This is a genomic window from Halalkalibacter sp. APA_J-10(15) (genome assembly GCF_023017105.1).
Taxonomy (GTDB): domain Bacteria; phylum Bacillota; class Bacilli; order Bacillales; family Bacillaceae_D; genus Halalkalibacter.
Map to the genome: position 1 here is coordinate 501,042 of NZ_JALKEV010000001.1, position 21,534 is coordinate 522,575.

At 40.1% G+C, this 21,534-nt stretch carries 20 protein-coding genes, 1 pseudogene and 1 other annotated feature; of the genes and pseudogenes, 15 read left to right on the forward strand and 6 right to left on the reverse strand.

Going from position 1 to position 21,534, the window contains the following annotated elements:
• Positions 1–77: 77 nt before the first annotated feature.
• Both MW695_RS02195 and MW695_RS02200 read left to right on the forward strand, forming a co-directional pair.
• Positions 78–326: pseudogene (locus tag MW695_RS02195) on the forward strand (LbetaH domain-containing protein); the annotation flags it as partial.
• A 72-nt stretch (positions 327–398) separates the two neighbouring features.
• The gene (locus tag MW695_RS02200; RefSeq protein WP_247102608.1) at positions 399–1,043 is read left to right on the forward strand and encodes an alpha/beta fold hydrolase; all 645 of its coding nucleotides are present in this window, start codon (positions 399–401) and stop codon (positions 1,041–1,043) included.
• Between the two features lie 140 nt (positions 1,044–1,183).
• On the opposite strand, the gene MW695_RS02205 is transcribed toward MW695_RS02200, so the two are convergent.
• Positions 1,184–2,017, reverse strand: coding sequence for an SDR family NAD(P)-dependent oxidoreductase (locus MW695_RS02205; RefSeq protein WP_247102611.1), 834 nt, complete (start codon positions 2,015–2,017; stop codon positions 1,184–1,186).
• A 110-nt stretch (positions 2,018–2,127) separates the two neighbouring features.
• Between MW695_RS02205 and MW695_RS02210 the strand changes: the two genes are divergently transcribed.
• The 10 genes from MW695_RS02210 (at position 2,128) to MW695_RS02255 (ending at position 12,949) form a co-directional block, all read left to right on the forward strand.
• Positions 2,128–3,060: a helix-turn-helix transcriptional regulator gene (locus MW695_RS02210; protein ID WP_306421058.1), complete on the forward strand. Its 933-nt coding sequence runs from the start codon at positions 2,128–2,130 to the stop codon at positions 3,058–3,060.
• Positions 3,061–3,110: 50 nt separating this feature from the next.
• Entirely contained in the window at positions 3,111–3,326 is a 216-nt protein-coding gene (locus MW695_RS02215) for a hypothetical protein (protein ID WP_247102613.1), read from the forward strand.
• 219 nt (positions 3,327–3,545) lie between these two features.
• Entirely contained in the window at positions 3,546–4,007 is a 462-nt protein-coding gene (locus MW695_RS02220) for a MarR family winged helix-turn-helix transcriptional regulator (protein WP_252120609.1), read from the forward strand.
• Positions 4,008–4,018: 11 nt separating this feature from the next.
• Positions 4,019–4,231: a binding site (T-box leader), on the forward strand.
• Between the two features lie 43 nt (positions 4,232–4,274).
• Positions 4,275–5,522, forward strand: coding sequence for a tyrosine--tRNA ligase (gene tyrS / locus MW695_RS02225; protein ID WP_247102615.1), 1,248 nt, complete (start codon positions 4,275–4,277; stop codon positions 5,520–5,522).
• 1,045 nt (positions 5,523–6,567) lie between these two features.
• On the forward strand, positions 6,568–7,428 hold the full coding sequence (locus MW695_RS02230; RefSeq protein ID WP_247102617.1) for a PHP domain-containing protein: 861 nt from the start codon (positions 6,568–6,570) through the stop codon (positions 7,426–7,428).
• 37 nt (positions 7,429–7,465) lie between these two features.
• A complete protein-coding gene (locus MW695_RS02235; RefSeq protein WP_247102619.1) occupies positions 7,466–8,263 on the forward strand; it encodes a sugar phosphate isomerase/epimerase family protein in 798 nt (265 codons plus the stop codon).
• Positions 8,260–9,060, forward strand: a complete 801-nt coding sequence (gene surE / locus MW695_RS02240; RefSeq protein ID WP_247102629.1) for a 5'/3'-nucleotidase SurE — start codon at positions 8,260–8,262, stop codon at positions 9,058–9,060. The genes MW695_RS02235 and surE overlap by 4 nt, the downstream gene beginning before the upstream one ends.
• The gene (locus MW695_RS02245; RefSeq protein WP_247102632.1) at positions 9,057–10,133 is read left to right on the forward strand and encodes an ABC transporter substrate-binding protein; all 1,077 of its coding nucleotides are present in this window, start codon (positions 9,057–9,059) and stop codon (positions 10,131–10,133) included. The genes surE and MW695_RS02245 overlap by 4 nt, the downstream gene beginning before the upstream one ends.
• 15 nt (positions 10,134–10,148) lie before the next feature.
• Positions 10,149–11,876, forward strand: a complete 1,728-nt coding sequence (locus MW695_RS02250) for an ABC transporter permease (protein WP_247102635.1) — start codon at positions 10,149–10,151, stop codon at positions 11,874–11,876.
• Positions 11,873–12,949, forward strand: a complete 1,077-nt coding sequence (locus MW695_RS02255) for an ABC transporter ATP-binding protein (protein ID WP_247102637.1) — start codon at positions 11,873–11,875, stop codon at positions 12,947–12,949. The genes MW695_RS02250 and MW695_RS02255 overlap by 4 nt, the downstream gene beginning before the upstream one ends.
• 89 nt (positions 12,950–13,038) lie before the next feature.
• Here the strand turns inward: MW695_RS02255 and MW695_RS02260 are convergent, their stop codons facing one another.
• The gene (locus tag MW695_RS02260; protein WP_247102639.1) at positions 13,039–13,608 is read right to left on the reverse strand and encodes a cupin domain-containing protein; all 570 of its coding nucleotides are present in this window, start codon (positions 13,606–13,608) and stop codon (positions 13,039–13,041) included.
• A gap of 264 nt (positions 13,609–13,872) precedes the next feature.
• Between MW695_RS02260 and MW695_RS02265 the strand changes: the two genes are divergently transcribed.
• The gene (locus MW695_RS02265; RefSeq protein ID WP_247102640.1) at positions 13,873–15,402 is read left to right on the forward strand and encodes an AbgT family transporter; all 1,530 of its coding nucleotides are present in this window, start codon (positions 13,873–13,875) and stop codon (positions 15,400–15,402) included.
• Positions 15,403–15,748: 346 nt separating this feature from the next.
• Here MW695_RS02265 and MW695_RS02270 read toward each other — a convergent pair whose 3' ends face one another.
• Both MW695_RS02270 and MW695_RS02275 read right to left on the reverse strand, forming a co-directional pair.
• Positions 15,749–15,928 (reverse strand): H-type small acid-soluble spore protein, encoded by a 180-nt coding sequence (locus MW695_RS02270; protein WP_247102643.1) that lies wholly within the window; start codon positions 15,926–15,928, stop codon positions 15,749–15,751.
• A 69-nt stretch (positions 15,929–15,997) separates the two neighbouring features.
• Positions 15,998–17,551, reverse strand: a complete 1,554-nt coding sequence (locus MW695_RS02275) for a histidine kinase N-terminal 7TM domain-containing diguanylate cyclase (protein ID WP_247102649.1) — start codon at positions 17,549–17,551, stop codon at positions 15,998–16,000.
• A 175-nt stretch (positions 17,552–17,726) separates the two neighbouring features.
• On the opposite strand from MW695_RS02275, the gene MW695_RS02280 reads away from it, so the two are divergent.
• Positions 17,727–18,518, forward strand: a complete 792-nt coding sequence (locus tag MW695_RS02280) for a sugar phosphate isomerase/epimerase (protein ID WP_247102652.1) — start codon at positions 17,727–17,729, stop codon at positions 18,516–18,518.
• A 275-nt stretch (positions 18,519–18,793) separates the two neighbouring features.
• Here MW695_RS02280 and MW695_RS02285 read toward each other — a convergent pair whose 3' ends face one another.
• Together MW695_RS02285 and MW695_RS22860 are read right to left on the reverse strand one after the other, a co-directional pair.
• Complete coding sequence (locus tag MW695_RS02285; RefSeq protein ID WP_247102656.1) at positions 18,794–19,192, reverse strand: bactofilin family protein; 399 nt, start codon at positions 19,190–19,192, stop codon at positions 18,794–18,796.
• Between the two features lie 29 nt (positions 19,193–19,221).
• The gene (locus MW695_RS22860; protein WP_247102659.1) at positions 19,222–20,160 is read right to left on the reverse strand and encodes a M23 family metallopeptidase; all 939 of its coding nucleotides are present in this window, start codon (positions 20,158–20,160) and stop codon (positions 19,222–19,224) included.
• A 333-nt stretch (positions 20,161–20,493) separates the two neighbouring features.
• On the opposite strand from MW695_RS22860, the gene MW695_RS02295 reads away from it, so the two are divergent.
• Positions 20,494–21,522 carry a LacI family DNA-binding transcriptional regulator gene (locus MW695_RS02295; protein WP_247102671.1) on the forward strand — a complete coding sequence of 343 codons (1,029 nt, stop codon included), beginning with the start codon at positions 20,494–20,496 and terminating at the stop codon, positions 21,520–21,522.
• Positions 21,523–21,534: the final 12 nt, after the last annotated feature.

Sequence of the window (21,534 nt, forward strand, 5' to 3'; positions counted from 1 at the left end):
TGCAACATCATAGAATTCGCTTTTTCAGTCCCGAGCCCTAATCAAAACGACCTGTTTTAAACGAAAAGAAGAAAAATATTGGTGAGAACTGCTTTGTGGCACTTGGCGTTCACATCTATACGGCAACGCATCCGCTTCAGGTAGAAGAGAGAATTTCTGGTGCTGAATTTGGGAAGCCTGTTCGTATTGGGGGAAGAGCGAGTATTAACCCTGGTGTGACAGTCGGCCATAATGTTGTCATTACTTCCAGTTCCGTTGTCACAAAAGGTGTTCCAGATAACGGTGTTGTAGGTGGGATTCCTGAGAAAATTATCAAGCGTCATTAAGTTCTACTGAGCAGTCTATCATTCTGAAATTGATGACTGAAATGAGAAAGTGCTAACAAAGAGTGAAAGGAGATGACGGTCATTCGTGCAATGCTCATTCATGGTTTTAACAAGCATTCAAATGATATGAAGCCACTGCAACACCATTTAGAGGAGCTTGGATATACGTGCTTGTTGCCAGAGCTTCCGCTTACTTTTCAGGATGTTGAGGATGCAACGGCATTATTAGAGGATATCATGAGCAAGCTCGACAATTCTGAAGGTCAGAAGGTCCATCTTATTGGGCATAGTACAGGTGGACTTGTTATACGTAAGCTTATTACAAATCGTAATTATACTGATAAAATTGGACGCTGTGTCTTAATCGCAACACCTAACAACGGCAATAAACTGGCAATGCTTGCAAGTAAGGTGAAGCTATACACGAAAATTTTTAAGACCATTAAGTCGTTAACAAAAGAAAAGATTGACTCGTACCAATTTAGTTATGATCACAAAATTGAAATCGCGGCGATAGCCGGAAATAAAAATCAGCTATGGCTAGGACGTCTTCTTGATAAAGCGAACGATGGACGTGTCGAGGTGGATTCTGTTTACTTTCCAGAGCTAACAGACTTCACTACTCTTCCGTATGGCCATAAGGAGATTCATCATCAAAAGGAAACGGCGGAAATGGTTGATCGTTTTTTGCGTGGAGGAAGGCTGCTGCCACGATAAGTGGATGTAATACGAGAGAATACAGTATCGCAAAATCACTTCATTTTCATAAGACGTAATGATAGAGATATGGAAGAGGTGATAAGCAAAATGTTTATCACCTTAGTTTAACTGGAAAGACTAAAAGCTAAGTCTAGAAATTACAACGTAAACGGTGGAACATAACGTCCATCTATATCAGTAAATCGATACTCTCTTGCTAAATCACCAACTCTTAATACCTGTCCATTTTTATCCATAACATGGGAGTCGCTTGCTAATGCTGTAATTCCACGACCGATATAAAATGGTGATTCCGTTCTTCTTAACTCCTCTGACTCTTTCCAATGGTCCTCATCTGATCCATGGTGCTTTAGGACAAGTTCGGTTCTCATAAAACCAGGTGAAACGGCAAGTACCGTAATATTGTCTTGTTTTAATTCTGTTGCGAGTCCGTATGCCATCCTTACTAAAGCGTGCTTTGCTAAATCGTAATAAAATTGCCCAGTGTACTTATTATGATCCCAAAAGGTAGTGTGCACAATGAGAGCTTCATGATTTTCACGTAGTAATGGAATGGCAAAATGATTAGTAGCTAGTTGGGCACGGACACCTGCAGTGAACATCGTATCCCAATGCTCTAATGGTAATTCCCAAAAAGGCTTTGCTTCAACTCCGAGGTCATGTGCACCCCACACATTATTGACTAATAGATCTAATTTCCCTTGTTCCTTGCGAATGGCTGCGATGGCAGCTTCTGTTTCTGAATCATTTGTATGATCACATCGTATGGCAATCCCTTTTCCGCCTGAAGCGTTAATTTGTGAAGCAGTGTCATCAATGGTACCAGGCCATTGATTAGTTGCATTCCCTATAACACTTCGTCCTGTAATGTACACGATTGCGCCAGCCTTACCTAGTTCTAGAGCGATGCACCTGCCGGCTCCTCGACTTCCTCCTGTTACGAGAGCTATTTTTCCTTTAAGTGGTTTCATTATTCTCATCCTTTCTTGGTAAGGTATTCTTATTATAAGGTCTGAATCTTGACAACAAGTGTCATATTTAATTAAATGAATATAATCTATTCATATACAAGGTGATCATAATGAGAGGAGATCGATTAATTTCCATTCTTTTGTTGCTGCAATCTCAAGGACAGTTAACTGCGAAGGAATTAGCTGAAAGGTTAGACGTGTCCGAGCGAACAATTTATAGGGATATGGATGCCCTAAGTGGTGCGGGCATTCCCGTTGTTGCTGAACGTGGCAAAAAGGGTGGCTGGTCATTTCTTGAAGGATATCAGACTAACTTAACAGGCTTAAAGGAATCTGAAATTCATGCTTTGCTTGTCTCACCTTCAAAACAATTACTTGATGATTTACAGTTAACTCGTACATCAGAAGATGCGCGAACTAAGCTAATAGCCTCACTTCCTGCTGTATATCGTGAAGGTGCAAAAGAAGTATGGAATCGAATCTATATTGATACAAGCTCATGGCGAAACGAGAAAGAAAAGCTCAAATCTTTCGAAGCTCTTAAACAATCTATTTGGAAGAACCATAAATTAAATATGGTCTATCAGCGTTCAGATGGACAAACGATTGAACGTATTGTACAGCCACTGGGATTAGTGGCTAAGGGGAACAGATGGTATTTGATTGCATCAAAGGAGAATGGTGAGATTCGAAATTATAGAGCTTCACGAATTCAGCAGGCTTCTCCTATTAACGAGACATTTGAACGACCAAAGAGCTTTGACATTGCTCAATACTGGAAGTCTTCAACAGAGGCTTTTATTAAAGAATTACCGACCTATGAAGTGCAGGTGAAGGTTACTCAGTCCATCATAGGGAAGCTATCTTATTCCAGTCACTTTGTAAGAGTTATTGAAATAAGTGAGGTCGATAAGGAAGGCTGGGTGCTTGTTAAGCTATCTTTTGATACGGAAGAGGAAGCTATTAGGTATATACTTGGATTTTCTAATCAGATGTTCGTGGTCGAGCCTCAGTTTTACGCAAAAAGGTATGTAAAATGGTAGAAGCTGTTGTTGAGCATTATATCGAACAAATTGAATAGAAGAATAGCTGAATGGAATGGTATGATTTCGTAAATATTATCGCAATAATGCTAATGGTAACAGGGCTTGTTTTTTTAATGCCAGTCTGGCAGCAAATAAGAAAGGTCAATGTAGGAGACCGTATTCCAAAGAATGTCGCCAAAAAGGTTAGCAAAAATAGCAAACGGGTGAGTTATTTTATTATATTAGGAGGAATACTGGCGGTCATTGCGGTTGTAGCTAGATAGAAGGCGAACTGCCACTTGAAGTAAGGAGCCTGAGGGATATAAGAGGGGATTGAAAAAGTCAGTGTCTTCGAATATAACGCTTTTTTACAGTTCACGCTTGCATCCTCATCTTTTTTTTGTTAATATCGTTTCGTAGCTAACGATTATGACAATTAAGGAGGGTGTCTTATTCATACAATTAATGAAGAGGGAGAACTGCTTCCTGAAGAGAAAGAGACGATGAATCGCTTAACGAAGCTACCAATCGATTCATTGAACGTTGATGCAGTTACCGTTGTAACGAATATTTATCGTGTTGCCCAAGGATTACGTATTAAAATGGAGCGCGAAGTTTTGGCAGAATACAATCTATCTTGGACATCGTTTTCCATTCTATATGATTTGTGGATAGGACAGTCCATAGAAACGAAGAGATTAGCAGAGCTAGCAGGTGTTACAAAAGCAACGGTTAGTAACATTACGAAAACGTTAGAAAATAAGGATTTCTGTTATCGAAAAAAAGATTTACGAGATCGCCGCATCACCTACGTGACGATAACGGAAAAGGGAAAGCATGTGATGGAGGAGCTATACCCTCATTTTCATAAAGGCGAGGTGGAGATTGTGTCGAGTTTATCGAACGATGAGCAAAGAACAATCTCTAAGCTACTAAGAAAAGTTGTGAAAGATCAAAAGTTTTAACAAAAATGAATGGAAAAGCAATGATAGAAAAAGAAGTAGCCTTTATCTCCCTGTTTTTAGAGAGTCGATGGTTGGTGTGAATCGATACATAGATAAGGTAAATTACATTTCTTGAGCTTTCTTTGCTGATTAATCAGCAAAGACGGACGAGCCGTTATTCGTACAAAGTGGGAGATGTTGCATCTTCAACAAGGGTGGTACCGCGTGACAACCACGTCCCTTCTATAGGAGGGATGTGGTTTTTTTACTATATTTGGAGGGATCATAATGAATGAAGTGATGAAGCAATTAACAGAAGAGCAACGGATAGAAGTCAAAAGGCAAATGGATATGTACACACTAGGGGTTCACGATATTATTCCAGTTGAGGAATTAGAAGAGAAGGTGGCCAAATCGGTAAGAGATCAACGGCCGCTAAAAATTAAACTAGGATTAGATCCGTCAGCGCCAGATGTTCACCTTGGTCATACGGTTGTTCTAAAGAAAATGAAGCAGTTTCAAGACAATGGGCATACGATTCAACTGCTAATTGGTGATTTCACTGGAAAGATAGGAGATCCTACAGGGAAGTCTGTAGCAAGAAAGCCATTAACAGATGAGGAAGTTCAGTACAATGCGAAGACGTACTTTGAACAGTTTGGCAAAATCGTTGATATGGACAAAGTTGAGCTTCATTACAATTCAAAATGGCTGTCAAAGCTCCATTTTGAAGATGTTATTCAATTAGCTGGGAAAATAACAGTGGCAAGATTGATGGAGAGAGATGACTTTGAAGAGAGAATGGCCTTCAGTAAGCCGATTTCCCTGCATGAATTTTTCTACCCGTTAATGCAAGGTTACGATTCAATTGTACTCGATTGCGACATTGAACTCGGTGGGACGGATCAACATTTCAATGTGCTAATGGGGCGTCATTTTCAGGAGAAGCTGGGTAAAGAAAAGCAAGTCGCTATATTAATGCCATTGTTAGAAGGTCTTGATGGTGTAGAAAAGATGTCAAAATCTAAGAGAAATTACATTGGAATTGATGAGAGCCCACAAGAAACGTACGGGAAAGCGATGTCGATTCCAGATGAACGAATGGAGAAATATTTCGAATTGGTCACAGATTTCTCTCCTGAACAATTAAACGCAATAAAAGAAGACCTTCAATCAGGTCAATGCCATCCACGAGATGCAAAAATGCAATTAGCCAAAACCATTGTTACGATGTACCACGGTGTTGCAGCAGCGGAAAAGGCTGAGCACCAGTTTATCTCGGTCTTTCAACAAGGTGCCATTCCTGATGAGCTACCGGTCATTGAATGGAACGGTGCTAGTGACATATTAGTGATCGAGCTACTTGTACAATTAGGTTTGCTAGGCTCAAAAGGGGAAGCGAGGCGAATGATTGCGAATAAAGGAGTAAAGGTAAATGGAGAGCGAGTAGAGGATGTTGATTTGCGTATTTCCGTTATAGACGGCTTAGTCATCCAAGTTGGAAAGAGAAAGTTTGTGAAGATAGCGTTGAAGTAAGCTGTACGTGAAACGCACCCGCCACTGCTATATTTTACATTCAGCAGTGCACGAATAATCGTAGCGAGAGCGGAACCTCATTCCGTTAAAAGGAAGAAATAGGCTATATAAGTGTTCGAAACGGAACGTCATTCCGCTAATACGTCAAAAGACGAGAGAAACGAAGAACAAACGGTTAAATAACGGAATGAGGTTCCGGAAGGGCAGTCAAAAAGGGCTTTATAAATGAAATAGCGGAATGAGGTTCCATCAAGGAGCATAGAAGTGGTTTCGCGGGTAGTGTGGTCGTTGATCTGAAATGAAACTACATTCAGATCATTGCCCCATACGCACGGCGACCGCTACAAAGAACACGGATGGAGTTTGGCGGTTCTTTTAAAGCAATGTGCGATACGGCTGCTTTGTTACAGTGGTGGATTTTCCGTATTAAGTGAAGCAATCGCTAGTCATATCAAAGCCAATGAAAACTTTTTCAGTGGCTTCCACTGTATAACCTTAACCCCACAGCAGGTCTCACACTTCTTCCTACTTTTGCAAGGGCAGAGTTCGTTGCGTCCGATCTTTTTTCCTGTTTGAAAGCTGATCACGTTGTCTGGAATCGGCTTTGATCGGCTTGAATCCGTCCGGTAGTCATTCAACAAATGTGTAGCATTTCAAAAAGCAGTCTCGTGTAAGATTCATCAGGTGAACGAATGAATGAAGTAGTTTATTGACTTCGGCTTTCTTATTCTTGGGATTTGTTAGCTGTCATTATAAAGGGAAAATAGATGAGATGATAAATTTTTCGTAATAGTAGAAGTGGAAATATAAAAAAACAGTAGAATGTAAAGGGAACCATGCCGAATTATGTAAAGGAATGATAAATTTTTTACAATAAATTTACATGTAACCTCTCTATGAATCGTGTCAACCTGTTGTTATACCTCGATTCCTCCTATCATTTACCTTATCTTTACAAATGACAGCTTCACAAACCTTTTACAAAATGGTTAAGTCTTCTTTATTCTCACTTGATGTTCATTTTATACGATGGTAGCAGAAAGAGATGGGGGGATGTGATTGGTTGCGGATTGATTTACATATGCATAGTACACACTCAGACGGAGCGATGACGCCGAGAGAAATTGTTGCTGAGGCTTTACGTCTTGGACTTTCAGTTATTTCTATTACTGATCATGATGAAATTTCCGGTTATTTTGAAGCGAAGGAACTAGCGACTTCTTGTGGACTTCAGCTATTGTCTGGCATTGAATTTAATACAGACGGTGCTCAAGGAGAGCTTCATATTCTTGGTTATGGCTTTGATTCGAATCATCCGAGCATGCTGGAGTATGTGAAATGGAGAAAGGACGAAAGACGTGAATGGTCAAAGGAAATCGTTGAACGCCTTCAGAATCTCGGTTATCCAATTGATTGGGAGGACTGCTGGCAAAGAGCCGGAGGACAAGTAATTGTACGGACTCATATTGCGGATGAACTCGTAGCGAAGGGCTTCTTTTCGTCATCGAAGCAAGCGTATGATCAGCTATTGAAAAAGGGAGGACAAGCTTTCGTTAGCCGAAGAGGACTTTCGGCAGAGGCTGCAATTGGGCTTATTCATGAATGTGGTGGGAAAGCATTTCTCGCGCACCCAGGCGAGTATGATTGGAGCTATTCCTTCGAAGCATTGCTTGAAGCCGGTCTAGATGGAATTGAAGTGTACTACTCCAAGCATGAGCATCGTGAACGTGAGTATTGGCTCAAACGAGCGGCTAAGCATCAATTGCTTGTCAGTGTCGGCAGTGACTTTCACGGTTACGATTCACGAAGTCCGTATCCTATTGGTTCAGTTGACTATGATACTAAGCGTTTAGAATGGGTCTTTGGACAACTAGAAGGAAAGGCACTGAAAAAGTTTCGTATTTAATTTTTTTTAGTGTCCTCCTAGAAGGTGAGGTGGAGAAGTGAAGCTATATGCATCATCTACTTTGTTATGGGGAAAGAGCATTCATGATATCGGAGCGGCTGTCTCCTTTTATGGTCTTCATGGAATCGAGCTATGGGCAGAGCAAATTTGGCATAGCAAAATGACGGTCCGTGATATTAAGCGAATGTTAAAAAGATACAACCTTGAAGTGAGCTTTCATGCTGCGAGCTGGGATTTAAATATTTGTTCGCTTAACGAAGGGATTCGAAAGCAATCAATCAATGAGGTCGTTCAGTCATTTGCATTAGCAGCGTCGATCGGTGCGACGAATGTAACGGTACACCCCGGTAAGCGTACACTTTCAAAGGATTGGACGTTATGGCATATCCGCAAGCTAGAAGAGAGTTTGGACTATTTGGAGGAAGCCGCAGCGACATTCGGGGTTACGATGTCACTCGAGCTGATGGAAGTGGAGAAAAAGGAATTCGTTACATCTGGTCAGCAGATGGCGCCCTTTTTATTCAATCGCTCTGAGCATGTGCAAGCGACTTTTGATGCAGCGCATATTTCTTTGGACAAAAATATTGTAGCCGAATTTGAACAAATGACGAGAGTCAGCAAAATACATTTAAGTGATTCGACCTCCTCTGTCTATCATGTTGCCTTAGGAGAAGGAGAGCTAGAGCTGGAGCCTTTTTTAGAGCGTGTACAGGGTAGTCATTTGCCTGTCGTTCTTGAAGGTTATGATGCAAGTGAGGAAAGTGAACTATTAAAGAAGCATGCTCACTATATGAAAGCTTACATCGAAAAGAATATGGAGGAAGTGACAAGTTGAAATTTCTTGTGACAAATGATGATGGAATTTTTGCTCCTGGTGTGGCGGCGTTAATTGAAGTGCTACAGCACTTTGGTGAAATTTATGTTGTTTGCCCGGATCAAGAAAGGAGTGCGATTAGCCATTCTATTACACTACGACAGCCTTTAAAGGCATCACCTGTGAAGCTGTTTGGGGGGAATGTGCACGCATGGGCAGTGAATGGGACACCGGCCGATTGTGTGAAGCTAGGTATGGATGTCTTAATGAAGGAGCCGCCAGACTTCGTTGTATCTGGAATGAATATTGGCCCGAATTTGGGTCGAGATGTTTATTATTCTGGAACGATGGCAGCTGCGGCAGAAGCAGCATTGTACCAAATTCCAGCAATGGCTGTTTCAATTGATCGATTGGAGGTTAAGGACCTTAATTTTCAAGTTCCAAAGCGGTTGTTATATCAGGTACTAGAACCATTATTAGCAAATAAGATACCTGGCGGGGTTTTTGTGAATGTGAATTTGCCTTATGTGAAAAAAGAGTATTGTAGAGGGATTGCAGTAGCTCCACTAGATCTATCGGTTGCGCGCTACCGGTATGTCGGTCTGAATGATCCGTATGGCAACGTCTATTATTGGTTAAAGGATCGCTTGCAGCAACTGACAGAGTTTGATGATGAAGGGGACTTCGCTAAGCTTAAAGGGGGCTATATTACGGTGACTCCACTAGAGGGTAAAGTGAGTCAACGCAAGCATTTGCGTAAATTTGAACGTTGGTTACGTGTAAAAATGATACAAGAAACGAAGGAGGAAACAATATGATAAAGCAATGGTTGATGGCAATGATTTTAATGTTAGGGCTTGTATTAACAGCGTGTGGGTCGGCAGAGGATAGTCAGACAGATTCTGAAACTAACGGTGAAGAGGATCAGCAGGATCAAGAAACAGAGCAAGTGGATAGTGAAGAAGGTCGATCTATTTCTGGTGAGGTTCAATTTTATACATCACAGCCAGATGCGGATGCAGAACAGCTTGTTAGTACGTTTAATGAGCTACACCCAGATGTACAGGTGACGATCTTCCGTTCAGGTACGGAGGAAGTCATTAGTAAGATTCTCGCGGAGCAACAGGCGGGTGACATTCAAGCAGATGTCCTGTTAGTAGCTGATGCTGTTACATTTGAATCATTAAAGGAACAAGAATTATTATTGGCATACGAATCTGATGAGTTTGCTCATATTCCGGATGAGTTCATTGATTCAGACCATATGTATGCGGGAACGAAAGTGATGGCGACTGTATTAGCGGTTAATACGAATGATGTAGCAGAGCTTCCGACATCTTGGCACGCTGTAAATGAAGATGATGCGAATGGAGAAGTCATTATGCCGAGTCCTCTTTATTCAGGAGCTGCTGCTTATAATGTTGGGGTTTTCTCAAGACAAGGTGACTTTGGTTGGGAATTCTTCGAAAATCTTAGTGGACAAGATGTCACAGTCGTACAAGGAAATGGAGCCGTTCTCCAAGCTGTTGCTGGTGGGGAGCAAGCATATGGAATGGTTGTGGACTTCATTGTCGCTCGTGCGAAAGCGGAAGGGTCACCGATTGAATTAATTTATCCAGAGGAAGGTGTACCTGTTATAACAGAGCCAATTGGAATTATGAATGGAACGGACAATGAAGAAGCTTCAAAGGCATTTGTTGATTTTGTTTTATCAGAGCAAGGACAGCAAATGGCGGCTGACATTGGTTACACACCTATTCGTGAAGGGATAATGGCACCTGAAGGCTTGAAGACAATTGATGAAATGGATGTATTGACTTCGGATGTTGCTGATTTACTTTCAACGAGAGAGGAAGATAAACAAAGGTTTGTTGATATCTTTGGAGAATAATCGAGGTGTTCGATCATGAATCAAACTGTACAAGGAAGACTCCCGCTTGAGTCTTCCTTCTCCTTTACACGTAACAGGAAAACGCTTTGGCTGATTTTGTCGTTAGTCTTTGTTCTATTCCTTTTTGTTTGGCCGATTATGAAGCTTGTTGGACTGAGTTTTTCGGTGGAAGAAGGCCATGTGCTAACGAACTATACAACGGTTTTGCAGGAAGCAAGAACGTGGCGGATTTTACAAAATACGGGGATTGCTGTTGCTGGTTCAACGGCATTGTCAGTTGGACTAGGTGTGTCCTTAGCGTGGCTAGTTGCTTATAGCGACATTCGTGCGAAAAAGCTCTTACATGTATTTGTGCTCCTTCCTTTTATTATTCCTTCGTATATTATTACGTTGTCGTGGACGCAGTTTCTTAGTCGGAACGGAATGGTCGCTTCTATCTTAGATTGGTTACCTGGTCAGCTTGAACCGTTTAATTTATATAGTCATTTTGGAATGATTCTCGTGCTAGGTCTCTCACATTATCCACTTGTTTTTTTATTGACGATGAGTGTGTTAAGGCGGATTCCGCGTGATTTAGAGTGGGCTGTTCGTTCTTCAGGTGGCAGTGGTTGGACAGTGTTTCGAAAGGTAACGTTTCCTTTAGCATTACCGGGAATCGCAAGTGGTGGACTACTAGCTTTTTTAGCAAATTTAGATAACTTCGGAATACCGGCTTTTCTTGGTATACCTGCCAATATATCCGTATTAAGTACAGTCATCTATCAAGAAATCGTTGGTTTTGGTCCAAGTGCATTCGCTCGTGCGGCGACGTTTTCTGTGATTTTAGGTGTCATTGCTTTGCTCGGGACATTATTTCAATGGTTGCTTTTACGACGATCTAAGGAAGGGGAAAGCAGTGAGATAGACCATAAGCCCCGCTTTACTTTAGGTAAGGCTCGGCCTGTGATGGAAGGTATTCTGTGGAGCTTTTTAATCGTTATTAGCATTGTGCCGCTTTTTTCAATGGTAGGAACTTCGCTTATTCGTGCGTACGGACTTTCTTTTGCTTTAGAGAATTTGACGCTTGATCATTACCGCTTTATTTTATTTGAGAACGATAAGGTACGTGGAGCGATGACGAATAGTTTGAAGCTGGCGATCGGGACAGGGGTTATATGCTTAGTTATCGGTACAGCAATTGCTTATTATCGTTTGCGGAAGAAGACTTTAGTGAGTAAGGTGATGGAATTAGCCGTTGGATTACCATATGCCTTACCGGGAATGGTGCTTGCGCTTGCGATGATCTTAGCGTGGATGCAACCCATTCCAGGCTGGAATCCAGGTATTTACGGTAGTATTTGGATTTTGTTTATCGCTTATGTGACGAGATTTATGATATTACAAGTTCGTGGAAGCATGACAGCGATGTCGCAAGTTGCTCCATCAATGGAGGAGGCTGCACATGTGTCAGGAGCATCCTTCTTTGCTAAATGGCGCTTTATCATGCTACCTCTTTTATTACCAGGCTTATTAAGTGGTGCGTTTCTTGTTATGCTAACGACGTTAACGGAATTGACTGTTTCAGCGCTGCTTTGGTCAAGTGGATCGGAAACGATTGGTTTGATGATCTTTAACTTTGAGCAATCAGGCTATACGACGTATTCTACAGCATTTTCAACGGTTGTTGTATTAACAATGCTTAGTCTAACAGGTGTACTTCTTATCCTTCAGAAGGTATACGAACGAAAGGTGGCACATCGATGAGTACAGTATTATCAAGTGTAACGAAAGTGTTTGGAAAAACGACGGCTTTATCTGCTGTTGATATGACCATTAATGATGGTGAATTCGTTGCGATTGTTGGTCCGTCTGGTTGTGGGAAAACGACGCTGCTACGCTTGTTAGCTGGGTTTGATTCTCCTACTTCTGGTGAAATTGAAATGAATACAGAAGTCGTTGCGAATGCACGACGAATTGTTCGTCCTGAGAAACGGAATATAGGTATGGTCTTTCAATCCTTTGCCCTTTGGCCGCATTTAAAGGTGAAGGAGCAAGTTCTATTTCCATTACAGCATCATCGCTTTGTAGATAAGGAGCTTAAGCGTCATAGTGAGGAACGAGTCATAGAGATGCTGAAGCTTGTCGGACTTGCGGATTACGCACAACGCATGCCGAACGAATTATCAGGTGGTCAGAAGCAACGAGTAGCCATTGCTCGAGCTCTAGCCCCGAAGCCCGCATTGCTATTAATGGATGAACCGTTAAGTAGTTTAGATGCAGAGCTGAGAATGGAGCTTAGAAAAGAAATCCAGACGATTCACCGAATGATGAATACGGCGATTGTGTACGTGACACATGATCAAGCTGAGGCATTGGCAATGGCTGATAAAATTGTTGTCATGAAGGATGGACAAATCGAGCAATTCGGTTCCCCAGAAGAGGTTTATATGAATCCGAAGACGCCGTTTGTTGCTACATTTGTAGGAAAGGCGAATTTAATTCAAGGGAAATGGCTAGGAGATGCATTTAAGCCGTTTCATGATGAACAGGTTCTTTGGATCGCTTCTGATGTGACCGACGAAATGAAGAGGCATGATGTGTTACCGGTACGACCAGAGCAATTCACTATTTCTCGATCAGGTAATGGATTGAGGGGAATCGTACGTAATGTGATGTTTCAAGGGAAGGAATTTCACTACTCAGTTGATGTAAATGGCCAGCTTTTAAATGTGCATAGTGATTATAGCTCAAAAGTAGAAGTTGGAGACGAGGTAGTACTAGCTCATACGAGTTATACAAACGAGAGAATGCCAGCAGAAGAAATCCCATCCTACTAGCGAATAGAAAAAGCACCACAGCTCTAAGTCGAGCTGTGGTGCTTTTTCACATATAAATAAATAAGTGCAAATAGTTATAAGTTTAGTCATTATTTTTTAACGTACTTCGCTATTAATTGCTGATCGACCCCCATTCTTTTCGCTTTTTTGGCGAGACGATCAAGCATAAATCTTTGGACAAGCTTAGGAACTTGTACGAGACGAGTATCTTGCATATCAAGTGCGAGAGCAGTATACATCGGGTTTTTGAGTGTCCCCTTCTTCTCGTCCATTTCCCCATCAGCAGCGAGTCCATAAATGATTCTCATTGACGTTTCAAAGTTATTTGCAGGAGTTAATTTGACTCTAAAAGTAACAGGGTGCTTTTCAGAAGCATTTAAAAAGGCATGATGAGTTTCCTTTTCTACAGTGAAGCTTTCTCTAGGCTGTAAGATTACTTCTTTGTTAGCAAGTAAAATTTTCAACTCACCATCTACTGTTTCGAACGTTTCTTCAAATTGTCGGTGATAATGTAGCGGAGGCCCTTCTCCTTTTGGCGGTAGAAAAACCTCGATATATTCATATTTCCCACCGGTTTCCTCACTAGATTTAAGGAAGGTAATTTCTTCTCCTGTAATCGCATGAACAATCGTTTTGTTGTAGTTTGGTTCAGCTGTCATCTTTCTTCTCCTTTCTAATTCATTCGTTCAGTTATATCTTTCGACTGATATAGTGAAAATCCTACATCGTCGCAACAGCTTTCAATAAACTTTAAGAACATTTTAAATTATTTTAAAAAAGTGAATAGTTATATTATTTTAAAATATCTTTATATTATGTATACTTACTATTTTATTTACAAAATGAAAGCATTTTAATATACTTTTAAAGTATTTCAGTATATTAATTTTCAGAATATTTTGGAGATGGAAGGAGTATCCATAATGAAGAAAGCGAAAAAGCAAGGGTTTGTTCTTCGTTCGTTAGATACAATTGAGGTTGTTGGTAATAAACTCCCCCATCCAGTGACATTATTCTTTTATTTTGCTTTAGCTATTGTAGTGTTATCGGCTATTTTTTCACTGGTTGGTTTACAAGTGCAAGATCCACTTAATGAAGGGGAGATCATTGAGGTTAAGAACTTACTAAGCGCTGAAGGAATTTCTTATATGTTCACAAGTGCAGTAGCCAATTTTACAGGTTTTGCCCCGCTTGGTACGGTCCTTGTAACGATGCTAGGGATTGGGATTGCGGAGCGTTCTGGTTTAATTAGTGCGATGCTGCGCGGGCTTGTTACGTCTGTTCCGAAGCAGCTTTTAACGGCTGCACTCGTCTTTGGTGGTATTATGTCAAGTATGGCAGCGGATGCAGGCTATGTTGTATTAACACCGCTTGGTGCGGTTCTTTTTGCAGGTTTAGGGAGACATCCATTAGCGGGACTAGCTGCCGCTTTTGCAGGGGTTTCAGCTGGTTATAGTGCGAATCTCTTACTGACATCACTTGATCCGCTATTAGGTTCATTGGCACAAGAAGCAGCGGCAACCTTTGATCCAGGTTATGCGGAAACGATGAACTATGCGATGAACTGGTATTTTATGATTGCTTCTGTGTTTGTGTTAACGATTGTGGGAACGTTTGTGACGGAGAAAATTGTTGAACCACGGCTAGGAACATTTAAAGGTCAAGTAGAAGAAGAGGTCAATTATTTGAAAGCCGAAGAAAAGAAAGGCTTATGGGGGGCACTTATAGCATTTGTTGTTACATGTGCAGCTTTAGCTCTACTCATTGTTCCTGAATGGGGACCGATGAGAGGTGAAGATGGTGCGGTTATTAGCTCACCGTTCTTTTCATCACTTGTACCTGTTATTTTAATTATGTTCTTCATTCCTGGTTTGGTGTACGGGAAGCTAACGAAAACGATTAAGGATGATAAGGATGTTGCCAATCAATTGTCTGATACGATGGCGACAATGGGTGCGTATATCGTCCTAGCATTTGCAGCAGGTCAATTTGTCGCTTATTTTAACGAAACGAATCTCGGTCAAATCTTAGCGATTAAAGGTGCTGAATTCTTGGAGAATACAGGATTTACCGGAATTCCACTTATTTTGACGTTTATTGTTGTAGCTGGGTTTATTAATATATTTATCGGAAGTGCCTCAGCAAAATGGGCGATAATGGCACCTGTGTTTGTACCGATGATGATGGGTGTTGGCTACTCGCCTGAATTAACATTAATTGCTTATCGAATTGCCGATTCGACGACAAATATTATCTCACCTTTAATGCCGTACTTTGCTATCGTAATTGCCTTTGCGCAAAAGTATGACAAAAAGGTTGGGATCGGAACCTTGATTTCAACGATGCTTCCTTATTCAATTGCTTTTTCGATCGTTTGGATCATTATGTTAATTGTCTGGATGACATTAGGTATTGATTTAGGACCTGGATCACCGATTTATTATACAAATTAAATAAAATAAGCGTAACGCTGAAGGCCACTGAAAAAGGTTGATTTTAACTTTTTCAATGGCCTTTTTTTGTATCAAACGGAACCTCATTCCGTTAAAGGGAAGAAATACGTCATTTAAGCATATGAAGAGGAACCTCATTCCGCTAATACGTCAAAAGAAGACAAAAAGGAAGCCCAAACGGTCAAATAGCGGAACGAGGATCCGAAAGTCTAGTCAAAAAAGGCTTCATCAAGCAAATAGCGGAATGAGGTTCCACGAAGAATACCAAAGCGGATGCTCGTGTGACGTCGGCTCCGAATAGTACACTATGATCATGCAAATAAGAAAAGCTACTAACGAGCTTTTCTTATTCTTCTGTTAGTTCGCTAATGGCCACGCTTTGCTTTTGATCTGGGTTGTCAATTGGGTGGATCGTTGCTTTTCCGTTGCTGCGGTCAACATGCTCAATGTAAATCTTTTGACCGTTGTGTATAACTGGAATCATTGTTTCAGAAGAAGATATTTCTTGTGCTCGTTCTGTTTCCATGACATTAACCTCCTAAATGGTTGTACCTTTACTATTTATCAATCTGACGGAGGTTATGCATGTGAATCGTTATAAGTTGAACGTAGTAGGCATTTTAATTGTGTTTCTTTCTTCTTTTGCTTCATATAGTAACTGATCTGCTTCAAGAAGTAGCTTGTCAAACGTGTCATTCCCTTTTTTTGTAGAAAGACCAATACTTACGGTAAGCTTAATCGTAGCAGTTAATTCCGTGCGTTCAAACGTTTGCTGAATCGTCTTAGCTGTTTCATAGGCTTGATCTAATGATGTTTTCGGTAATGTGACCGCAAACTCCTCACCACCAATACGACCAAAAATCTTATCGTGCCCTAATAAATCACTACAGATTGTTGCGAATTGGTGCAATACTTGATCACCAACGTTATGGCCGTACGTATCATTAATCGATTTGAAAAAGTCGATATCAATGATCATAAGGGAAAAAGAGGTTTGTTCCTCAAGTGACTTAGAAAACGCTCTTTTTGATAAATCGACAAAATGACGACGGTTGTGAACTCTTGTTAGATAATCTGTAGTTGCTTGAATAAAGAGGCGCTTCTCTGTCCATTTTCGCGATGTAATATCCATTAACGTTGTTAAGTGACCGATGAATTGTCCTTTGTAATTCTTCAATGGCGAAACTGATACTTCATAATAGATTTTAGAGTCAGGTGTAACTTCAATTTGAACTTCTCTTAAGCTAGAGTAGCTTTTCTTCCATTGCTCATATTCATCTAATTGTTCATGCCAATTTTGTCCTATTGTAAGTGAATCTTGTCCGAAGTTTCGAAAATCTTGTGTGATGATCTCTTTCGCTGAGGGATTTTGATCGATTAGTGTTCCTGAAATATCAGTAACGATAACACCGCTCTTCATCTTTTCAATGAGCTGATCCCTAGCGATTGGCCATATATAAAAGAGTCTGTAGCGAAAAAGACCCCATGCAATGAAAAGGCCACTGAAAATAAGTACGATCGAAGTTGGAGCAAATGGTGCAAATGGATTGAAGCCCAATAAATCCAAGAGCATCGAAATAACTGGAATTAACAGTCCGATTAATAATATGGCATATTGCCGATTAAAAGGGTGTATAGAATGTTTATAAGCACGATATAAAATGAAAAAGCTAATACATATCAAAAAATACGCATAAACAATGAAAAGAAGGCTTAATATCGTTCGCTCATATTGAATAAAAGATAAGGAACCAGCCTGTTCTAGTGAAACAGTTGTATGCAAAAGAAAATGGTAGTCGTTAGTCCATATAAGGATGGGTGTTAAAATAAGCGGAAGACTAATCGGAACAAGGTATTTTCCTTGAAACCATTTACTGTACCCGCAATATTGAAGAGCAAAGATGAAATAGCAATAGGCTGAACCATAAACGCCCAGCTGAGAAAAACGCATCCAGAATTTCTTCGCTTCAAAGCTTTCAACAAGTATTTCAAATGTATAGCCAAACGACCAAACTAGGGCACAAGTCATTAGCCAAGCAAAGGAACGCGATCCATTAGCATGATGGTTGCGTAAAGCATATATAATTAATAGTATTGAGATGATTGATGACGATGTTAATATAAAGTGATGTGGCGTATCGAAATTCATGTCGATTCTCCCATATTAAAGTAATAATCATGTGAAAATGAATAAATGTAGTTCAATTTCACTAACGTCTCTATCATATATGATCTATGTGTGTTTATCCATTGAAATGTGTGTGGAAAGAACTAAGACCTTTAAATAAAAAGAGATATTATGAGCTAGTAAGGAGATGGAGAGGATGATGAGAATGGAATGGACCCGGTTAAAATCAGGCTTAAGAGAGGATCATCTCGCTAATCGCTTAAAGCATAACCCGAAAATTTTAGAGCTTCATTTGAACGAGGAGGACATGTATCAACCTAGTCGCCTTATTGATACGATAAATTGGATACAGAGTCAAGGGACAACGGTCTACCTTCATCATCCTTCTAAGTATAAAGGCCACTATTTAGATATTATTAGTCATGATAAGGAAAGAAGAGATTTTTACGATTGGTCATCAAAAGTACTTGCTACTATTTGTGGGAAAACGAATGTGAAATGCGTGATTCATTGCCATTATGCTAACTCGGAAAGCTCAAGAGGTATTGATGATCAGGTCAAACGGTGGAATGTACGTAAGCGTATTGAAGAAATATTATCAATTCATCCGACATGTTTTTTATGGGAAGATACAATAGGAGGGATCTTTTCGGCTGAAAACCCTCATTTACACGAAGAAATCATCGAGCCATTGAATTTACCCCTAACGATTGATATTAGTCATTCATTCATAGCTTTAAACGGATCTAATGAACGACTCCGAAAACATCTTGAAAATTACGCTTTTTATGCCCAGTACTATCATGTGGTGGACAGTAAGGGCCTAAACCACGATTCATTGCCACTTGGTGAAGGGAACATTGATTGGAAGATGGTCAAGCCATTTGTAGTCGATACGGATTTTATCTTTGAGATTGGATTAAGTGATTCAGACCATTTGGATTGTAGCCCGATGCTTGCGAGTGCGGCGTATTTTGCGAAGGTCTAATCTAGTTGGACAGTAGCTTAGGCTCTAAGAGCTCAAGGGGGGGATAGAAGTGGACTATTTCTGAATCAGTCTTAGCAACGTAGAGAATCCTCATTTCGCTATATAGTGGGAATAGGGCTAGAAAGTGAATGAAAGGAATCCTCATCACACTAATTCGATCGTAGTTGAGAAAACTGCGATTGAAAAGGTTAAATAGCGGAATGAGGAAACGATTCACGTTCACGCTAATCGCAATGACTACGAACGAAACAATTAAGAATGCTTCAATTTCCTCATTACTCGATAGCCTCTTTTTTCTGTGACTGATCCTTCTTTTCCAAAGGTGTTGGTTCCTTTTTTTCGTTCATTTGACTTTCACCGTTAAAGCGTGCACCATCTTCTATAATCATTCCGTTCATTTGGGCTTTCCCGGAAAAAGAGCCTCCGGATTGTATTTGTAGTTTCTCTGTGACGTGAAGGTTTCCTTTGATTGTTCCTGCAATGATGACATTTCTAGCTGAAATTGACGGCTCTACTAAACCATCTTTACCGACGATGACATCTCCCTCACTTTCAACCCCTCCAAGTATTTTACCTTCCACTCGTAAGCTTGTTTGTGTCTTAATCGTTCCTTCAATAGTCGTATCAGCACCTATGATCGTGTCAAATACTTTTGTTTTATCATTTTTAAACATCGAATCTTCCTTTCTGTGATAGAGCTTCCTTACTCGTAATCAAAAAATAGAGTCATATATGGATACGGATCTACTGGCTCGCCATACTTCCAAATTTCATAATGTAAATGTGGACCTGTACTTCGTCCTGTACTTCCTAGTGAACCAATTATTTCCCCTTTCTTCACTTCCTGTCCAGTCTCAACCTTCATTTCCGATAGATGTGCATACAACGTTTCATAGGTTGAAGAATGCTCGATGATAATCGTATTTCCATATCCACCGTAATATTGAGCTAACGTGACCGACCCATCTGCTCCGGCATAGATAGGTGTTCCAGTAGGTCCACCTAAATCAATTCCGGAATGAAAGGCTGATGTACGGCGGAATGGATCTTCTCTTAGCCCATAATGGGAGGTGATCGTTTGTACGTCAGCAGGCCATGCGGTAGGGACTCTTTTTAATGCTTCACTCATTTCATGAATATCCGCAATTGTTGTTTGATAGCTTTCAATCAAGCCTTGAAGCGTCAGGTTATCTAGATCAATCTCTTCATTTTCCGTTAATGAATTCGAAACAGGTATGTCAATACCTCCACTAGAATCAGAAGAATCTGCTCGTTCGTTAGCTTGCTCGACCGTATCAATGATCTCAGACATATATTCACGCATTTCATTTTCTAGATTGGCGAGGTTTTGCATTTTTGTCTCATATTCTGTAGTTTCATCTTCTAAAAAAGCTAGATTTAAGCGTAGTGATTCGACCTTTTCCGTATGATACGCTAATTCATCACTAAGCATTTCGTTTTCTTGTGTGAGCTGTTCGTTCGTATGTTGGGAGAAAAAGAAAAAAGCTAAAGGGATGAAGATGACTAAAGGAAGTCCAGTTAAAAGAAAGGACGGAATATTTAGATGAATCACAGGTTTGGATGAGTTCGAAAAAATAATAAAAGACCAGCGGCGGCTATTGAGCCGTTTCTTCCAATTCACTCGTTTATCCTCCTTAATTTTAAATGTACTTCGACATGTTTCCCAGGAAATATTGTAAGGGATTACAGCATATTTTGTATTTCAACATTTGCCATTATAACATCAAATTATGACATAATACCTATTTTTTCGATAAAATCTAAATTTTTATTGAAGCTTGTCAATGATTTCATTTTCAGCCTTTGCAACTATTGCTCAGTTACTATCATTCTCCAATATAAAATTGTAAATCATAAATATACATATTCTTAACATTTTTTTACATGTCGTTTATTGAAGGTTAATAAAACCGGTTTAATATGAGAGACGAAGTAACACGAAAGGTGATGATCTATGCCCACAATTAATGATGTAGCAAAAGCAGCTGGCGTCTCAAAGAGTACGGTGTCTAATGTGTTTAGTCAAAAACGACCGATTAGCGAGGAAGTAAAAGAAAAAGTATTAGAAATTGCCAAGGAACTGAATTATCGACCGAATTATTTAGCGCGTAGCTTAGCTATTAAACAGACGAAAATTATTGGATTGAATATGATTGGAGAAAAAGTGAAATTCAACCCATTCCATTTGTCTTTTATTAATGGTGTGTTGCAGCAATGCTATTTGAATGATTATCGATTGCTGATTAATACGTTGTCAAATGATTACAAGGAACAAGTTATGAACATATCATCAGATCCCACAGATGGAGAAATTATTTTAAATCCATCGATAAAGGACTCGAGGATTGAGGAATTTATGGAATATCAAATTCCAATGGTTATCATTGGCCGGCCACCAAAACAGTATGAGGAAATTCTCCCATCTGTTGATAATGATAATTTCCCTGCTGCACAAAAGGCTACGGATTACTTATTAGCTTTAGGACACCGTCATATTTTATTTTGCAATGCACCGAAAGTTAGGACAGTGAGTATTGATCGTGAACAAGGGTATCAATTTGCTCTTAAGCAATTTGGTTTAGGAGGTCACTATCAGCATATTGAATATCGTGACGAAACGAGGACCTCAATTGAATATGGCTCTTATATTGCTCATAACGTACTTAGCCAAAATAAGGAGATTAGTGCGATTATTACGGACAATGATAAGGTAGCTCTCGGTGTATATAGAGCTTGCAAAGAGTTAGGAAGGTCGATTCCTGAGGATTTATCAATTATCGCCTTTAGCGATGGATCGATGTATTCTGATGAGTTACAACCGTCATTGACGACGATGACGCTCAATGGTGTGACATTAGGGATAGAAGCGATGAATTTGTTATTAGAGAGGTTAGAAAATACAGATTGTATAAAAAGAGTAACCGTTAAGATTGAATTACACGAACGTCAATCTTGTGCGCCAATGGATAAGCTACAGAAATGAATAGGAGAAAAG

What these genes read in the sequence shown, in the direction of transcription:
- MW695_RS02245 (WP_247102632.1), top strand. Translation starts at nt 9,057, where the DNA reads ATGATAAAGCAATGGTTGATGGCAATGATTTTAATGTTAGGGCTTGTA.
- MW695_RS02295 (WP_247102671.1), top strand. Translation starts at nt 20,494, where the DNA reads ATGCCCACAATTAATGATGTAGCAAAAGCAGCTGGCGTCTCAAAGAGT.
- MW695_RS02260 (WP_247102639.1), bottom strand. Translation starts at nt 13,608, where the DNA reads ATGACAGCTGAACCAAACTACAACAAAACGATTGTTCATGCGATTACA.
- MW695_RS02285 (WP_247102656.1), bottom strand. Translation starts at nt 19,192, where the DNA reads ATGTTTAAAAATGATAAAACAAAAGTATTTGACACGATCATAGGTGCT.
- MW695_RS02215 (WP_247102613.1), top strand. Translation starts at nt 3,111, where the DNA reads ATGGAATGGTATGATTTCGTAAATATTATCGCAATAATGCTAATGGTA.
- MW695_RS02265 (WP_247102640.1), top strand. Translation starts at nt 13,873, where the DNA reads ATGAAGAAAGCGAAAAAGCAAGGGTTTGTTCTTCGTTCGTTAGATACA.
- tyrS (WP_247102615.1), top strand. Translation starts at nt 4,275, where the DNA reads ATGAATGAAGTGATGAAGCAATTAACAGAAGAGCAACGGATAGAAGTC.
- MW695_RS02210 (WP_306421058.1), top strand. Translation starts at nt 2,128, where the DNA reads ATGAGAGGAGATCGATTAATTTCCATTCTTTTGTTGCTGCAATCTCAA.
- MW695_RS02200 (WP_247102608.1), top strand. Translation starts at nt 399, where the DNA reads ATGACGGTCATTCGTGCAATGCTCATTCATGGTTTTAACAAGCATTCA.
- MW695_RS02270 (WP_247102643.1), bottom strand. Translation starts at nt 15,928, where the DNA reads ATGGAAACAGAACGAGCACAAGAAATATCTTCTTCTGAAACAATGATT.
- MW695_RS02275 (WP_247102649.1), bottom strand. Translation starts at nt 17,551, where the DNA reads ATGAATTTCGATACGCCACATCACTTTATATTAACATCGTCATCAATC.
- MW695_RS02255 (WP_247102637.1), top strand. Translation starts at nt 11,873, where the DNA reads ATGAGTACAGTATTATCAAGTGTAACGAAAGTGTTTGGAAAAACGACG.
- MW695_RS02250 (WP_247102635.1), top strand. Translation starts at nt 10,149, where the DNA reads ATGAATCAAACTGTACAAGGAAGACTCCCGCTTGAGTCTTCCTTCTCC.
- MW695_RS02230 (WP_247102617.1), top strand. Translation starts at nt 6,568, where the DNA reads ATGGGGGGATGTGATTGGTTGCGGATTGATTTACATATGCATAGTACA.
- MW695_RS02280 (WP_247102652.1), top strand. Translation starts at nt 17,727, where the DNA reads ATGATGAGAATGGAATGGACCCGGTTAAAATCAGGCTTAAGAGAGGAT.
- MW695_RS02220 (WP_252120609.1), top strand. Translation starts at nt 3,546, where the DNA reads ATGAATCGCTTAACGAAGCTACCAATCGATTCATTGAACGTTGATGCA.
- MW695_RS02205 (WP_247102611.1), bottom strand. Translation starts at nt 2,017, where the DNA reads ATGAAACCACTTAAAGGAAAAATAGCTCTCGTAACAGGAGGAAGTCGA.